This is a genomic window from bacterium (assembly GCA_023382385.1).
Taxonomy (GTDB): Bacteria; Electryoneota; RPQS01; order RPQS01; family RPQS01; genus JABWCQ01.
Window position 1 is genome coordinate 530,739 of the sequence record JAHDVH010000001.1, and the last position, 14,193, is coordinate 544,931.

At 55.0% G+C, this 14,193-nt stretch carries 21 protein-coding genes; all 21 read right to left on the reverse strand.

Annotation, left to right across the window (positions count from 1 at the left end; all coding sequences use genetic code 11):
* Positions 1 to 22: 22 nt before the first annotated feature.
* Positions 23 to 1,282: an imidazolonepropionase gene (gene hutI / locus KJZ99_02420; protein ID MCL4304744.1), complete on the reverse strand. Its 1,260-nt coding sequence runs from the start codon at positions 1,280 to 1,282 to the stop codon at positions 23 to 25.
* Between the two features lie 2 nt (positions 1,283 to 1,284).
* The gene (locus tag KJZ99_02425) at positions 1,285 to 2,064 is read right to left on the reverse strand and encodes an enoyl-CoA hydratase/isomerase family protein (protein MCL4304745.1); all 780 of its coding nucleotides are present in this window, start codon (positions 2,062 to 2,064) and stop codon (positions 1,285 to 1,287) included.
* Between the two features lie 2 nt (positions 2,065 to 2,066).
* The gene (gene hutU / locus KJZ99_02430) at positions 2,067 to 3,719 is read right to left on the reverse strand and encodes a urocanate hydratase (protein MCL4304746.1); all 1,653 of its coding nucleotides are present in this window, start codon (positions 3,717 to 3,719) and stop codon (positions 2,067 to 2,069) included.
* A 453-nt stretch (positions 3,720 to 4,172) separates the two neighbouring features.
* A complete protein-coding gene (locus tag KJZ99_02435) occupies positions 4,173 to 4,508 on the reverse strand; it encodes a TraR/DksA C4-type zinc finger protein (GenBank protein MCL4304747.1) in 336 nt (111 codons plus the stop codon).
* A gap of 2 nt (positions 4,509 to 4,510) precedes the next feature.
* On the reverse strand, positions 4,511 to 5,341 hold the full coding sequence (locus tag KJZ99_02440) for a 5'-nucleotidase, lipoprotein e(P4) family (GenBank protein MCL4304748.1): 831 nt from the start codon (positions 5,339 to 5,341) through the stop codon (positions 4,511 to 4,513).
* 146 nt (positions 5,342 to 5,487) lie between these two features.
* On the reverse strand, positions 5,488 to 5,919 hold the full coding sequence (gene rplQ / locus KJZ99_02445) for a 50S ribosomal protein L17 (protein MCL4304749.1): 432 nt from the start codon (positions 5,917 to 5,919) through the stop codon (positions 5,488 to 5,490).
* Positions 5,916 to 6,908 (reverse strand): DNA-directed RNA polymerase subunit alpha, encoded by a 993-nt coding sequence (locus KJZ99_02450; GenBank protein MCL4304750.1) that lies wholly within the window; start codon positions 6,906 to 6,908, stop codon positions 5,916 to 5,918. Before KJZ99_02450 ends, rplQ begins: the two co-directional genes overlap by 4 nt.
* Positions 6,909 to 6,927: 19 nt before the next feature.
* Positions 6,928 to 7,557 carry a 30S ribosomal protein S4 gene (rpsD, locus tag KJZ99_02455; protein ID MCL4304751.1) on the reverse strand — a complete coding sequence of 210 codons (630 nt, stop codon included), beginning with the start codon at positions 7,555 to 7,557 and terminating at the stop codon, positions 6,928 to 6,930.
* A 42-nt stretch (positions 7,558 to 7,599) separates the two neighbouring features.
* On the reverse strand, positions 7,600 to 7,989 hold the full coding sequence (rpsK, locus tag KJZ99_02460; protein MCL4304752.1) for a 30S ribosomal protein S11: 390 nt from the start codon (positions 7,987 to 7,989) through the stop codon (positions 7,600 to 7,602).
* A 48-nt stretch (positions 7,990 to 8,037) separates the two neighbouring features.
* Positions 8,038 to 8,409, reverse strand: coding sequence for a 30S ribosomal protein S13 (gene rpsM / locus KJZ99_02465; GenBank protein MCL4304753.1), 372 nt, complete (start codon positions 8,407 to 8,409; stop codon positions 8,038 to 8,040).
* 29 nt (positions 8,410 to 8,438) lie between these two features.
* A complete protein-coding gene (gene rpmJ, locus KJZ99_02470; protein MCL4304754.1) occupies positions 8,439 to 8,555 on the reverse strand; it encodes a 50S ribosomal protein L36 in 117 nt (38 codons plus the stop codon).
* A gap of 21 nt (positions 8,556 to 8,576) precedes the next feature.
* Positions 8,577 to 8,795 (reverse strand): translation initiation factor IF-1, encoded by a 219-nt coding sequence (gene infA, locus KJZ99_02475; protein ID MCL4304755.1) that lies wholly within the window; start codon positions 8,793 to 8,795, stop codon positions 8,577 to 8,579.
* A gap of 14 nt (positions 8,796 to 8,809) precedes the next feature.
* Positions 8,810 to 9,568 carry a type I methionyl aminopeptidase gene (map, locus tag KJZ99_02480; protein ID MCL4304756.1) on the reverse strand — a complete coding sequence of 253 codons (759 nt, stop codon included), beginning with the start codon at positions 9,566 to 9,568 and terminating at the stop codon, positions 8,810 to 8,812.
* Positions 9,565 to 10,218, reverse strand: a complete 654-nt coding sequence (locus KJZ99_02485; GenBank protein ID MCL4304757.1) for an adenylate kinase — start codon at positions 10,216 to 10,218, stop codon at positions 9,565 to 9,567. The genes map and KJZ99_02485 overlap by 4 nt, the downstream gene beginning before the upstream one ends.
* A gap of 38 nt (positions 10,219 to 10,256) precedes the next feature.
* A complete protein-coding gene (gene secY / locus KJZ99_02490) occupies positions 10,257 to 11,585 on the reverse strand; it encodes a preprotein translocase subunit SecY (GenBank protein MCL4304758.1) in 1,329 nt (442 codons plus the stop codon).
* The gene (rplO, locus tag KJZ99_02495) at positions 11,585 to 12,022 is read right to left on the reverse strand and encodes a 50S ribosomal protein L15 (protein MCL4304759.1); all 438 of its coding nucleotides are present in this window, start codon (positions 12,020 to 12,022) and stop codon (positions 11,585 to 11,587) included. The genes secY and rplO overlap by 1 nt, the downstream gene beginning before the upstream one ends.
* Positions 12,022 to 12,219 (reverse strand): 50S ribosomal protein L30, encoded by a 198-nt coding sequence (gene rpmD / locus KJZ99_02500; protein MCL4304760.1) that lies wholly within the window; start codon positions 12,217 to 12,219, stop codon positions 12,022 to 12,024. Before rpmD ends, rplO begins: the two co-directional genes overlap by 1 nt.
* A 43-nt stretch (positions 12,220 to 12,262) precedes the next feature.
* Positions 12,263 to 12,808, reverse strand: a complete 546-nt coding sequence (rpsE, locus tag KJZ99_02505) for a 30S ribosomal protein S5 (protein ID MCL4304761.1) — start codon at positions 12,806 to 12,808, stop codon at positions 12,263 to 12,265.
* A gap of 13 nt (positions 12,809 to 12,821) precedes the next feature.
* Positions 12,822 to 13,193 carry a 50S ribosomal protein L18 gene (gene rplR, locus KJZ99_02510; GenBank protein ID MCL4304762.1) on the reverse strand — a complete coding sequence of 124 codons (372 nt, stop codon included), beginning with the start codon at positions 13,191 to 13,193 and terminating at the stop codon, positions 12,822 to 12,824.
* Positions 13,194 to 13,224: 31 nt separating this feature from the next.
* Complete coding sequence (gene rplF, locus KJZ99_02515) at positions 13,225 to 13,761, reverse strand: 50S ribosomal protein L6 (GenBank protein ID MCL4304763.1); 537 nt, start codon at positions 13,759 to 13,761, stop codon at positions 13,225 to 13,227.
* A gap of 27 nt (positions 13,762 to 13,788) precedes the next feature.
* The gene (gene rpsH, locus KJZ99_02520) at positions 13,789 to 14,184 is read right to left on the reverse strand and encodes a 30S ribosomal protein S8 (GenBank protein ID MCL4304764.1); all 396 of its coding nucleotides are present in this window, start codon (positions 14,182 to 14,184) and stop codon (positions 13,789 to 13,791) included.
* Between the last annotated feature and the right edge of the window lie 9 nt (positions 14,185 to 14,193).

Below are 14,193 nucleotides of genomic sequence, written 5' to 3' on the forward strand. Positions count from 1 at the left end.
TCGTCTCGCTCATTCATTGATCTCAGTATCTGCGTACGACAGCTTGAGTTTCATAAACTTGTTCACCGCCGATCCACACTTCGTCTGCGCCAGCCTGACCAAAGAAGTAGGCTATTGACAACGCGTCAGGCATGTTCCAGAGGGAGAAATCAGCGGCTTTGCCCTGCTCGATTGAGCCTGTGTTTTCTTCGCGTCCAAGCACTCTAGCGGCATCCAGTGTCACTGCCCACAGTAACTCGTTGCTGCTCATTTTCCCGTATATCGCGGCAGTCGTCATGCAGAAAGGAATCGACTCTGTCATTGAAGTGCCGGGATTCATATCGGTTGCCAAGGCGACCCGCATTCCGCTGTCAATCATCTTACGCAACGGCGGGTAGGGGATCGTCCCAAGGAAGTAGACGCAAGCCGGAAGCCCGACTCCGATCACGTCTGCATCGCGCAAGGCACTGATTTCTTCGTCGCTCAAGTACTCGAGATGGTCTGCGCTTCTTACTCTTAGTTCTGCTGCGAGCAGCGCACCGCCGGAATGCCCAAATTGATTGGCGTGAATTCTCGCGGACAATCCGGATTCCTGTCCCGCGATCAGTACGCGTCTTGACTCGTCTACTGTGAACGCGCCCTGTTCGCAGAAAACGTCAACGCAGTCTGCCAAACTGCGCGCCGCCACTTCGGGAATCATTTCTTCCGTCACACATCGCACATACTCTTCGCGTCTGTCCTGCCAACTTGCCGGAACCGCATGTATCAGAAGCGTCTTATTCATGTGCTGAGGATTGATTTTCTCTATCTCTCTGAGCGCAATCAGCAACTTCTCTTCACCTTCCCACGTGAGGCCATATCCGGACTTGCATTCAATGGTAGTCACTCCGCACTCGAGTGATCGCTGTAATCGAGGCAACGACTCACGAACAATCTGATCCACCCGTGCCTTCGCAATCTTCTCTGCGGAAGCGTGGATACCTCCTCCCGCCGCGGCGATATCCAAATAGCTTGCTCCTTGGTTCCGTAGGTAAAACTCCGACGCGCGATTTCCCATGAATACGGGATGCGTGTGGCAGTCAATGAACCCAGGCACCATGAGTTTTCCTCCCGCCGAGACACGCTCGATAGAGGCGGGAACTGACTTCTCCAAGTCTCGAGTCTTCCCGATCTGCTTGAACTTCCCATCTTCAATCCAAACGGCCGCGTCGGCTAACTCAAACAGCGGACGTGCAGCATCATTCCGATCCACACCTAACGGCGTCACAAGCCTGCCGACACTGTGCAAAAGCAGAGAATCCAAGGTCACTGCCCCTTGAAGTTTGCTTCACGTTTCTCCAGAAAGGCAGACGTGCCTTCATTCTTGTCGTACGTGCCGCAGCACTGTGCGAATAGCTTCTCTTCCACTTTCAGGCCGTCTGCAAGCCGAAGTCCCGCGCCCTGATAGACTGCTTCCAGTATCGCCTTTCGTGCAAGTGGCGCAGCAGTCGCTAATTGGGCCGCAAGCTCCTTTGCGCGCGGGAGTGTTTGCTCCGGTGCGGTGACTTCGTTGGCAAGTCCCCATTGCAGCGCCGTGTTTGCGTCAATCATTCGTCCCGAAAGCAGCAAGTCAAGAGCGCGACCGGTGCCGACAAGCCGCGCGAGCCGTTGGGTCCCGCCGTATCCCGGAATGATGCCAAGCTTAATCTCCGGCTGACCGAACTTCGCCTTTTCCGATGCGATGCGCAGATGACATGCCATCGCTAACTCGCAGCCTCCGCCAAGTGCAAATCCCCCCACTGCGGCGATTACCGTTATCGGCAGTGCTTCTATGCGCGAAAACAGCCGATTGCCTCGCTCAGTGAAGGTAAGGCCGGTTTTCTCGTTTAATTCATGGATTTCGGAGATGTCGGCTCCTGCGACAAAACTCTTCTCCCCCGCGCCGGTCATCACAATTGCGCGGACGCTGTCGCCCAGTTCATTATTCAGGCACGCCTCAATGTCATTGAGCGTCGCACCATTGAGTGCATTGAGTGCCTTCGGTCGATTGATCGTGAGAATGCCGACATTGCCTTCGACTTCCCACAGGATGTTTTCGTAAGTCATAATTAGAAGTTAAGACCCGGTATATGGACGTTCTTAGATTTCGCGGTCAGTGTCGCCAACTCGTAACCCGCGTCATGGTGGCGGAAGACTCCCATCGCGGGATCGTTGGTCAACACCCGCTGTATTCGCGCGGCGGCCTCAGGTGTTCCATCAGCCACTATGACCTGTCCGGCATGTTGCGATGCACCGATTCCCACTCCGCCGCCGTGATGAAAACTCACCCATGTTGCTCCACTCGCCGTATTGACAAGTGCATTGAGCAGCGGCCAATCGGAAATTGCATCGGAACCGTCAAGCATCGCTTCGGTTTCACGATTGGGTGATGCGACAGAACCGCAATCGAGGTGATCGCGACCGATGACAATCGGAGCCGTGACCGCCCCTGAACACACCAGTTCGTTCATCGCGAGGCCCAGTTTCGCGCGGTCACCTTGCCCCAGCCAGCAGATTCGAGCTGGCAGACCTTGAAACGGAATCTTTGGCGTGGCGTGTTTGATCCATCGTTGCAGACCTGCATCGTCAGGGAACAACTCAAGAGCCTTGCGATCAATCGTGTAGATGTCTTCCGGATCGCCCGATAGCGCAGCCCAGCGGAACGGCCCTTTTCCTTCGCAGAACAGCGGACGAACGTATGCGGGGACAAATCCGGGATACGCGAAGGCTTCGGCATAGCCAGCCTTGAGCGCCTGTCCGCGCAAATTGTTCCCGTAGTCGAACGCAATCACACCGCGATCCTGCATCTCTTTCATGGCGCGACAATGTACTGCCATCGAGTGCATCGAACGCCGGATATAGTCCTTCGGGTCGCTCTTGCGCAAGCTTAAAGCATCTGAAAATGAAATGCCGTGCGGGATGTAACCATTAAGCTCGTCGTGAGCCGACGTTTGATCCGTCACGATGTGCGGCAAGTTGTCTCGCCGCAGAAGCTCCGGAAGAACGTCTGCGCAGTTGCCGAGTAGTCCGGCCGACAAAGCCTCTTCATATTGCGCGGCATTGGTCACAAGCTCCAGCGCTTCATCCAAAGAGTCTGTGGATCGATCGCAATAGCCGATTTCGACTCTCCGCTTCAAACGCGCAGGATCCGCTTCCACGCACAGCACCGCCCCGCCATTCAGCGTCACAGCAAGCGGCTGCGCGCCGCCCATACCACCCAGACCGCCGGTAAGCGTCCACGTCCCCGCGAGTGTGCCATGAAAGTGCTGCCGAGCCGCAGCAGCAAATGTCTCGTAGGTGCCCTGCAAGATCCCTTGCGTGCCGATGTAAATCCACGAACCTGCCGTCATCTGACCGTACATGATCAGACCTTTCGCCTCGAGTTCGTGGAAATACTCCCACGTTGCCCATTGCGGCACCAGATTCGAATTCGCGATCAAGACGCGCGGCGCATCGGCATGTGTCTTGACAACCCCGACGGGCTTGCCGGATTGCACCAGTAGAGTTTCGTCAGCTTCGAGCTTGGTCAACGCGTCAAGAATGAGCCGCAGGGCTTCGTGATTCCGCGCAGCCTTCCCCGTTCCGCCGTAGACAATAAGCTGCTCACGATCTTCTGCCACTGCTGGATCAAGGTTGTTCAGAAGCATGCGATAGGCAGCCTCTTGTAGCCAGCCCTTACAGGTCAGTTTCGTCCCAATTGGAGTTCTTGGTATCTCAAACATAAGATAATTCTTTACTTAAGCATAACGTGAATTTGTCGAAACAGCTTTCGACCAGTAAAGAATATATGCAGTAAATCTACAAAAAACAACCTTTGTATAAGGCCGCTCGCACTTGGCTGATCCCCCCGAACCGAACTTGCACTAAACACGCTCGCGTGCCACTGCAAAGCCTCTTGAATTTCATCCCTTTTTGCAGAATTTCAGTTTGAACAAATGTTTATAATTACACAAAAAAGGCACAGATTCCTTGACTTTTCGTATTCTTAGTATTATATTAACGCCATTGATTTGAATCTTGAATGACATTAAGAACAATCCTTTTCTCTGCCATGTCCCTGACTAAAGCTTCATGAAGCCTACTATCCCCACAACCGAACCCGATTCTGAGTATCCGGAAGTCAACAAAAACGGCGGGCACAGGCCCGCCGCCGTCGCGTAAGTCATTGTGCTTCGCTACGCCGCGCAGTGCACGCAATTTCTCGTCTCTGGCATCAAGAGAATCCGCTTGAACGGAATTGGATTGCCACATCTGACGCAAAGCCCGAAGTTCTCCTCTTCCATCCGCGAGAGCGCGTTCCGCAAATCAATCTGACGCTCTTTGGCCATCCTCAACCCCGCTTCATTGATGCTCTTGCTATTTATCGCTTCCATGCGCGAAATCCGGCCAATCGAATTCTCCAATGGAATAGGCTTGACCAACTCTTCTAATCGCGCGATCTCCTGCTCAATTTCTACGAGCTGAGCTTCAATCAGCGTACGTAACTCGGCCTTCTGTTCAGGTGTGAGCATTGTTATCTTGCCGGCTTCAGCGCATCATACTTCTTCTTCAGCGCCGCGCTGTCGCTTAGGGAGTTATCAAAGTTCAAGAGCGCTCGTTCCCATGATCCGTAGGCCGGATTTGGAAGCATCAGCCACCGCGTCCCCCACCATGCCATATAGTCCTTGGCCAGCCGTTCACGCTCATCCGGAGTCTCTTGGTATCCGATGAAGTCGCCAAGATTGTCGCCCGCCATCTGCACGATCCGATGCGTACGAGCAATGTATTCACGGCGTGCGCTCTTGTCTGAACCCCACCCCTCGCGCTCACCTTTGGAAAGCACCTGTTCGGCCGTCGCGGTTTGCGGAAAACCCTGCGCTCTAAGATTCCTCCACGTACAGTCATCGAGTTTAACGTCCCGATTCGTCACGTAGAACACAGCCACGCCCCGCCGGTCCGCCTCTCGCAGGTACTCAAGCGCGCCCGGCATTGCCACAGCCTTCTCCTCAAAGCACCACTCATCCCATCCGTCCGGATAACTTTTCTTGTCGAGAATCAGCCTGGCCTCGTAAGCAGAATTGTCAAGCACCGTCTCATCGCAGTCAACGATGATTGCAGGCGGCTTCATCCCGAACGGCGGTTTCTGTTCTGCCGAAGCCGTCCACCCCGTATCAGCCAATGCCCGCTCAAGGGCGTCCAAAGCCCCGAGATAGACCGTTTCGCATGCGGCATAGTATTCAGCAGATCGCTGCATCCACAGCACGCTGTGCAGCAACTCATGCGTCTGGCGGTGATAGACGTACGGCTTCGACCCCGCACAGCCGATCAAGATGGCTCCAACTAACAAAAGAACAGCGTATCGCATCGATCATTCCTCAAATGTGTCTCACACAAGTAGCCAAAATCAAAGATGAAAGGCAACCCCTTCTCTTCACTTCCTGTCAACTCTGCGCTCCTTAGAAAAAAACCCCCGCCGAGCGGCGGGGGCCTTAAAATCAATCAATCCAAAGATTAAGCAGCGGACTTCTTAGACTTCTTCGCTGGCTTCTTCTCTTCTGCAGCAGGAGCCGGAGCCGTCACTGCACCTTCATAACCCACCAATTCAATGATGGCCAACGGTGCGGCATCACCCAGACGCGGCCCAAGCTTGATAATCCGCGTGTAGCCGCCCGGACGATCCGCCATCTTCGGCGCGATATCGTCAAACAGCGTCGAAATAGCAGACTTCCGCGAGCAGAAGCGTGCCACGTCACGACGCGCCGCCAGCGTGCCCGACTTGGCTTTGGTAATCAACTTCTCGGCAAACGGCCGGAGTTCCCGCGCCTTGCCCAAAGTCGTCTTGATTCGTTTATGCTCAAACAGCTCCTGCGTCAAATTGCCCAGCAGCGCCTTCTTGTGGCTGGACGAACGCGAGAGCTGACGGCCCTTATTGAGATGTCTCATTTCTTTTCGAGTTCAGGAGAGAGATACTTATCAACGTCCATGCCGAAGTGCAGGGACTTGGTCTTCAAAATTTCGTTCAATTCGATCAGCGACTTGCGGCCGAAATTCTTGAAACGCAGCATTTCATTTTCATCGCGACGCACAAGATCGGCAATCGTGCGGATCTTCGCTTCCTTCAGACAGTTCGCACTGCGCACCGAAAGCTCAAGATCTTCAACCGGCTTGCGGAGCAGTTTCCGAATCTGCAACGTCTCTTCGTCGATATCTTCGTCGTCGTCCTTCTCAGGCTTCATGTCGAAGTTGATGAAGAGTTGAATATGGTCGCGCATGATGCGGCCAGCACTCGACAGCGCATCTTCCGGCGTAATCGAACCGTCGGTCCAGATTTCAAGGATCAGCTTCTCGTAGTCCGTGCGCTGCCCGACGCGCGTATTTTCGATCGTGTAGGTCACGTTCCGAATCGGCGAATAGATCGCGTCGAGCGGAATCGTTCCAATCGGTGCGTCGGAGGGGCGATTTTCTTCAGCGGGCACGTAGCCGCGACCCTTCTTGATCGTCAGCTCGACCTTCACCTCTGCTTCACTGTTCAGTGTGGCGATGTGATGATCGGGATTCAGAATTTCGAAATCGTTATTGCCGATCTGCAGGTCGCGAGCCGAAAACTCCTTTGGGCCCTTCAGATGAACAAAAATCTTGTCAGGCTTCTTGTTCAGGAGCTTGAAGCGCACACCCTTCAGATTCAGAATCATCTCGGTGACGTCCTCGGAAATGCCGTGGATCGTCGAAAACTCGTGCAGCACGCCGTCAATCTTAAGGGTGACGATAGCCGCACCCTGCAATGATGAAATCAGAACCCGACGGAGGCTGTTGCCAATCGTGACTCCATAGCCACGCTCAAGAGGCTGGACGATGAATTTGCCATAGGTATCTGTATGGGTAGATTCATCAATCTCCACCGCTTCCGGCATCTGGAAGTTCAAACCGTTCATGGGTCTCCTCGAGGAAAAATTAACGCGAGTAGAGTTCGACAACCAACTGTTCGTTGGCTTCGAACGGAATGTCGTTGCGCGCCGGCGGACCGAGGAAGAGACCTTCCATTTTCGCGCGATCGACTTCCAAATTCGGCATCATTTTGCCGTGTGCCGCGAGCTGCATCGCAGAGTGAATCGCTTCCATCTTGCGGGAACGTTCACGTACTTTGATGCGATCGTTTGCCTTGAGGATGTACGAGGGAATATTGACTTTCTTGCCATTCACCTGAAAATGTGCGTGAACCACGAGCTGGCGAGCCTGACGGCGCGTCGCTGCGAAACCCAGACGGTAGACAACATTGTCGAGTCTGCTTTCGAGCATTCCCATCAAGTTTTCGCCGGTAACACCTTTCTGCCGTTGCGCAACCGTGAAGAAACGGTGGAACTGCCGCTCAAGCAATCCGTATGATTCACGGATCTTCTGCTTTTCGAGCAACTGCCGACCGTATTCCGAAATTTTTGCGCGACGGTTACGACCGTGCATCCCGGGAGGATAGCCCTTCTTATCGAACGCCGACTTACCGTTGCGCACACGTTGACCCTTAAGATACAACTGCGCGCCAACGCGGCGACAGATCTTATCCGTGGGACCGCGATTTCTTGCCATAGATTGAAAAGTTTATGAGTTTAGAGATTTGAAAACAACCGATTATACGCGGCGGCGCTTGGGCGGACGACAACCGTTATGCGGCAACGGCGTCACGTCGCGAATTGTAGAAATGGATAAACCCGATGCGGCGATCGCGCGGACGGCACCATCGCGTCCACCGCCCGGACCGCGCACTTCGACAGAAACCTTTTTTAGACCGAGCGCCATCGCGGCTTTGACCGCGTTGTCGGTAGCAAGCTGCGCGGCAAACGGCGTGTTCTTGCGCGAGCCGCGCAAGCCCATCTTGCCGGCCGAAGCCCAGGAAATCGTGTTGCCGTAGTTGTCCGTAACCGTAATCAGCGTGTTATTGAATGAAGACTTGACGTGCACGACGCCCGTGTCTTCAACACGTTCCTTCTTACGCTTACCCTTCTTCTTCGATGTTGCCAAGCTTTATGCTCCGTAAGGAAATCTTAAGTTCGACTGGACGAGGGCGGCCTACTTGCCCTTCTTCTTGACCATCAGGTTCTTCTTGCGGCCCTTGCGCGTACGCGAGTTATTCTTCGTATTCTGACCGCGCACAGGGAGGCCCTTGCGATGGCGCAGGCCGCGATAGCAGCCGACGTCCATCAGGCGCTTAATACTCATCTGGATTTCCGAGCGCAGCGGACCTTCCAGCTTAAGCTCGGCGATAACCGCGCGAATTGCGGCGAGCTCATCGTCGCTTAACTGGTGCGTGCGCTTATTCCAGTCAACATTGCACTGCGTGAGAATACGCTGCGCCGTCGGCCGGCCGATACCGAAAACATAGGTTAGGGCGATTTCGATGCGCTTGTCGCGCGGGACATCTACGCCTGCAAAACGAGCCATGAACGAATTCCGGGGTTAGGGCGCGGGCGTTAGCCCTGACGCTGCTTGTGTTTCTTAATACGGGAGCACACGACGTAGATGCGGCCGCGACGGCGGACGATCTTGCAATGCTCGCAAATCTTCTTGACGGACGTACGGACTTTCATGATATTGAATCTGTCGCCGGGTTATTTGTAGCGGTACGTGATTCGCCCGCGGTTGAGATCATAAGGAGACAATTCCACGCTGACCTTGTCACCGGGCAGAATCTTGATAAAATGCATGCGCATTTTGCCCGAAATGTGACAGAGAACTTTGTGCCCGTTTTCCAATACCACACGGAATGTAGCGTTGGGCAGGCATTCCTCAATCACACCGTCAACCTTAATGGATTGTTCTTTAGAAATGCGAAACCTCTGATCTATAAAACTGTCAATACTTCAGCGGTGCCGTCGGTCACGACCAGCGTGTGCTCAAAGTGTGCCGCCGGCTTGCGGTCGCGAGTCAGCACATCCCAGTCGCCAATCATATCCACTTCCGGGCCGCCCATTGCGATCATCGGTTCGATCGCCAAAACCATGTTCTTTCTGAGAACCGGGCCTCTTCCCGGAGCACCGTAATTCGGAACCTGCGGATCTTCCCACAGGCTCTTTCCAATGCCGTGACCTACAAGCTCACGAATCACCGAAAATCCGTGTTTCTCCGCGTGCGTCTGAACCGCATGCCCTATGTTGGAGAGTCTCGCGCCGGCTTTCACCTCGGCAATCGCCAGATCCAGACACTCGCGCGTGATGCGAACCAGTTCCAGTCCGCGCGGCTCAACATTACCAATTGCGTAACTGCGGGCACTGTCGGAATAATACCCTTGATAAATCACGCCGATATCGAGGCCGATAATCTGCCCGCTCTCAATCGTACGTCCGCGCGGCATTCCGTGAACGATTTCCGCGTCTATTGAGAAACAAACTGAGTATGGAAATCGCGCTCCGTCCGCATTGGGGTGGTTCTTGAACGCGGGAATCGCACCCTGCGAACGAATCGTCTCTTCGACAACACGATCCACCTCATCGGCATTCGTCCCTTCGCGCATCAACGGTTCCGCAGCTTCAAATGCGCCAGCCAGTATCTTTCCGGCCTTGCGCATCAAGCGCAGTTCCGCTTCCGACTTAATATGAATCATTCTGTTGCGCTGTCAAGCTCGATGGCGATCCGAGCATAAACTTCATTGGTTGTACCGACGCCGGAAACGGTCTTCAACGCGCGCTTCCGCCGATAGTACTCAAGAAGAGGTGAAGTCTTCTCGCGATAGATGGCTAACCGTCTCTGTACCGTTTCGGGATGGTCATCCTCCCGCAGCACGACATTCGGAGTTTTGCCGTCGGGACATTGATGCGCCGTGAGCGCGTTCTTGTCAAGATTGAGATTGAACGTCGCACCGCAAGTGGTGCAAACCCGCCGGGAAGCCAAGCGCTCTACTATCAGCGCATCAGGAACGTCGATTGATATCACCAATGGCGGTGGCAAATCGAACTCGGCCAGCAACTTCTCCAGTGCGTCCGCCTGCGGGATCGTTCGAGGAAATCCGTCCAGGACAGCCCCGCGTGCCGTATCTGGTTTGTCAAGCCTACCGCGGACCAATTCAATGAGCAAGTCGTCCGAGACCAACTCGCCCCTGTCCATCGTCTCCCGCACCTGATTCCCTAACTCCGTTCCCGCCGCAATCTCGGCACGCAGGATGTCTCCGGTACTGATTTGCGGAATCTTCAGAGCCTCGGCAAGCTTCTTAGCCTGCGTGCCCTTCCCTACCCCCACCGCGCCGAGCAGGACGATCGAATAGCGGGTTACGGCGAGTCCGGGACACACAATGCTTACATTCTGCGGCGGCCCCGAATTCGGCCTGACTTCATCAAGCCGTCATAGTGCCGCATAACAAGGTGCGATTCAATCTGTTGAAGCGTATCCAGCGCGACGCCGACGATAATCAGCAGGCCGGTTCCGCCAAAGAACTGGGCAACATTGTAAGACACGCCGAATTGCCGAATCACGATCGTCGGCATCATGGCGATCAAGCCAAGTGCAATGGCACCCGGCAGAGTCACTTTCGACAGGATGTTGTCAATGAAATCGGACGTCTGCTTGCCCGGTCGAATTCCCGGAATGAAGCCGCCGTTCTTCTTCATATTGTCGGCCAGATCCACCGGGTTCAGAATAATGGCCGTGTAGAAGTACGTGAAGAAGACGATCAGCAGGAAGGTCATCGTCGAGTAGACGAAGCTCTCCACTCCAAATGCTTGCGTCAGCGCATCGCGGAACCCGCCCTCGGGAAGGAACGTCGCGACTGACGATGGGATGAACATAATCGACTGCGCGAAGATGATCGGCATCACGCCTGCGGAATTCACACGCAGCGGAATATGCGTCGACACGCCGCCGTACTGTTTTCTGCCGACGTTTCGCTTAGCGTATTGAACCGGAATCTTCCGGACACCCTGCGTCAACACGACGACGAATGCCGTAATCGCAAACAGCATCACGGCAAACACGGCTTCCATCACGATGTGCCGCGTACCGGTTGATACCATCGTGTATTCTTCGATGATTGCGGACGGCAGCGTGTTGATGATGCCGACCATAATAATCAGGGAAATACCGTTGCCGATTCCTCGCTCAGTGATCTGCTCGCCCAACCACATGATGAAAGTGGTTCCTGCGGCAAGTGTGATCATCGTCAGCAGGTTGAAGCCCAATCCGGGGTTCGGCACAACGGGAGTTCCCGAAGCAGCGACGAGTCTGGTCAGGAACACCGACACACCACCGGCCTGCAGCGCGGCGAGGATCACGGTTCCGTAACGGGTCAACTGCGTAATCTTCTTGCGGCCCTCCTCACCTTCCTTCTGGAGCTTCTGGAAGTAAGGTACCACCGATCCCATCAGCTGGAAGATAATGGAGGCCGAAATATACGGCATGATTCCCAGAGCGAAGATCGTAGCGCGCTCAAAGGCACCGCCGACGAACATGTCATACATCCCGAACAGGGTTGTTCGGTTCTGATCCATGAACTCGCCCAGGGCGCTGGCATTTATGCCGGCCAGCGGAACGTGACCGCCGATGCGATACACGAACAGAATGAGCAGCGTAAACAGAATTCTGTCACGAAGCTCAGGGATTTTGAAAATGTTTGCGAAACGATCGAGCATCAGGCGGAGACCACTTTGCCGCCGGCGGCGGTAATCTTCGCCGCCGCAGATTCGGACACAGCACACATCGAGATCTCGTACGCGCGATCAGCTTCGCCCATACCCAGAATTTTCACCGATGAATGACTGTGACGAATCAACCCGGCAGCCTTCAGAGTCTCCGGAGTGACGGTCGTCTCAGATAGTTTCTTGAGATCGCGCAGGTTGACAACTTCATTGCCTTCGGCCCACACGTTGGTGAAACCGCGCTTGGGCAGACGGCGGTGAAGCGGCATCTGACCACCCTCAAAGCCGCGCTTATGCACGGACCCTGAACGCGAGTAGTAGCCCTTTTCACCTCGTCCGGCCGTTCCACCGGTGCCCGAACCCGGGCCGCGACCGAGGCGTCTTTTGGTACGAGTGGAACCTGCTGCCGGTGTAAGACGATCCAGACCCATTAGCTCTTGGCTCCTTCGTCATGCTGCTTCCAGGTGACCATGTGCGGGATCTTCGCGAGCATGCCACGCGTCGCTGCGTTATCGGGCAGAATGCGTGTTTCGTGCAAGCGATGAAACCCGAGCGCTTCGACAATCTTACGATGGAAGTGCGGGCGGGAAGCAGTACTGCGTGTTAATGTTACTTCAAGCTTTGCCATGACTCACTATTCGAGAATGCACTCTCGTGCGTTTCGGACTTGCTTAGAGTGTAAAGACTTCCTGAACCGTAATACCGCGACGGGCCGCGACCATGCGGGCATCGCTCATCTCTTCCAGCGCGCGAAATACGGCTTTGACAACGTTGTGCGGATTGTTGGTGCCCATGACTTTAGTCAATACGTCACGCACGCCCAGGCACTCCATGATCATGCGCACGGAACCACCCGCGATGACTCCGGTACCTGCAGACGCAGGGCGTAGAAAAACCTTGCCCGCTCCGAATTTACCATGCACGGAATGCGGCAGAGTCGTTCCTAAAATTGGATAGCGCTTCATTGCGCGCTTGGCCGCTTCGGTGCCTTTGCGAATGGCGTCAGAGACTTCATTGGCTTTGCCCAGACCGAAGCCTGCGCGTCCATGACCGTCACCGACGATCACGATCGCGTTAAACGAGAAGTTGCGGCCACCCTTGACGACTTTGGCTACACGATTGACCGCGACGAGTTTTTCGAGCAAGGCCTCGCCGCCCGAGTACTCGGACTGACGATCTTCGCGGTCACGGCCGCGGCGTGGATTGTTTCCGTTCATTTCGTACTTATGCTTAGAATTTCAAGCCGCCCTTGCGCGCGCCTTCGGCAATGGCCTTCACTCGGCCATGATACGGGAAGCCGTTACGGTCGAAGACGACAGCTTCAATAGAGTGCTCACGCGCCTTCTTCGCGCACAACCCGCCTACTAACTCTGCAACTTCCGACGGCTTCTTGCCGGACAGTTGATCTTTCAACTCTGGTGATAGAGACGAGACACCGAGCAGCGTGCGGCCGGCCACATCGTCCACCAGCTGCGCATACATATGCGCGACGCTGCGATAGACAACAAGACGAGGGCGGTCGGCGGTGCCGTTGACGACTTTGCGGATGTGCAGCTTGCGGCGTACACGTGCGCGTTTGCGTATTGCGATTTTTCTGGACACGGAAGGTACGGCTATCTTGCCAGCTTAATGATTACTTGCCAGTCTTTCCGGCCTTGCGGTGAATCCGCTCGCCGGTATACATGATACCCTTGCCCTTGTAAGGTTCGGGCTTGCGAACTGCACGGATTGTGGCGGCCACTTGGCCGACCATTTCCTTGTCCGTTCCGCTGACTAACACGGTCGTCGGTCCGGTGACTTCAGTATTTACGCCCGGAGGAGCGACGATGAGTACCGGATGACTGTAGCCGACGTTGAGCAACACGCCGCGCTTCTTGGCTTCCGCCTTAAAACCGACGCCTACGATTTGCAGTTCTTTCTTGAAACCGTCCGTGACGCCCACAACCATGTTGTTGAGCAGAGCTCGCGCCAGACCATGCTTTTCGCGATGATCCTTGCGGTCGCTCGGACGGTGACAGGTCAGGGTGCCGTCTTCGAGTTTAATCTCGATATCCTGAGGAAACGTGCGCGCAAGCTCACCTTTCGGGCCTTTGACAGTAACGTCAGAGCCGTTGATCTTTACGTCGACACCTTTCGGCACTTTAATGGGGGCGCGTCCTACGCGTGACACGTCTATCTTCTCCGTTCAGCTACAGATTTACCAGATTTCCGCGACGATTTCGCCGCCCACACCGGCGCGTTGCGCCTGATTACCCGTTAACAATCCCTGCGGCGTCGTCAGAATCGCAGTACCCAATCCATTCATCACACGAGGAATTTGGTTGCGGTTCACATAGCGTCGCAGACCCGGGCTTGAGACACGGCGCAACCCTTGAATCGCGGGCTTGCCGTTTGTGTATTTCAGGTAGATACGCAGAAATCCCTGCGGACCTTCGTCCACCTGAACAAAGTCGCGGATATAATATGCTTCCATCAGAACTCGGGCGAGGTCGGCCTTCATCCGCGAGTAGGGAATATCCACCATCGTTTTGCGCGCGCGAATCGCGTTACGGACGCGCGTCAGAAAATCAGCTATGGGATCGGTCGTCGGCATGAGTACTCT

Coding starts and splice junctions, on each gene's coding strand:
- secY (MCL4304758.1), bottom strand. CDS start 11,585: ATGCTCGATCGTTTCGCAAACATTTTCAAAATCCCTGAGCTTCGTGAC.
- rpsH (MCL4304764.1), bottom strand. CDS start 14,184: ATGCCGACGACCGATCCCATAGCTGATTTTCTGACGCGCGTCCGTAAC.
- rpmD (MCL4304760.1), bottom strand. CDS start 12,219: ATGGCAAAGCTTGAAGTAACATTAACACGCAGTACTGCTTCCCGCCCG.
- rpsM (MCL4304753.1), bottom strand. CDS start 8,409: ATGGCTCGTTTTGCAGGCGTAGATGTCCCGCGCGACAAGCGCATCGAA.
- KJZ99_02450 (MCL4304750.1), bottom strand. CDS start 6,908: ATGAACGGTTTGAACTTCCAGATGCCGGAAGCGGTGGAGATTGATGAA.
- rplO (MCL4304759.1), bottom strand. CDS start 12,022: ATGGGTCTGGATCGTCTTACACCGGCAGCAGGTTCCACTCGTACCAAA.
- rpsE (MCL4304761.1), bottom strand. CDS start 12,808: ATGAACGGAAACAATCCACGCCGCGGCCGTGACCGCGAAGATCGTCAG.
- rplQ (MCL4304749.1), bottom strand. CDS start 5,919: ATGAGACATCTCAATAAGGGCCGTCAGCTCTCGCGTTCGTCCAGCCAC.
- KJZ99_02435 (MCL4304747.1), bottom strand. CDS start 4,508: ATGCTCACACCTGAACAGAAGGCCGAGTTACGTACGCTGATTGAAGCT.
- KJZ99_02440 (MCL4304748.1), bottom strand. CDS start 5,341: ATGCGATACGCTGTTCTTTTGTTAGTTGGAGCCATCTTGATCGGCTGT.
- map (MCL4304756.1), bottom strand. CDS start 9,568: ATGATTCATATTAAGTCGGAAGCGGAACTGCGCTTGATGCGCAAGGCC.
- rpsD (MCL4304751.1), bottom strand. CDS start 7,557: ATGGCAAGAAATCGCGGTCCCACGGATAAGATCTGTCGCCGCGTTGGC.
- rpmJ (MCL4304754.1), bottom strand. CDS start 8,555: ATGAAAGTCCGTACGTCCGTCAAGAAGATTTGCGAGCATTGCAAGATC.
- hutU (MCL4304746.1), bottom strand. CDS start 3,719: ATGTTTGAGATACCAAGAACTCCAATTGGGACGAAACTGACCTGTAAG.
- KJZ99_02425 (MCL4304745.1), bottom strand. CDS start 2,064: ATGACTTACGAAAACATCCTGTGGGAAGTCGAAGGCAATGTCGGCATT.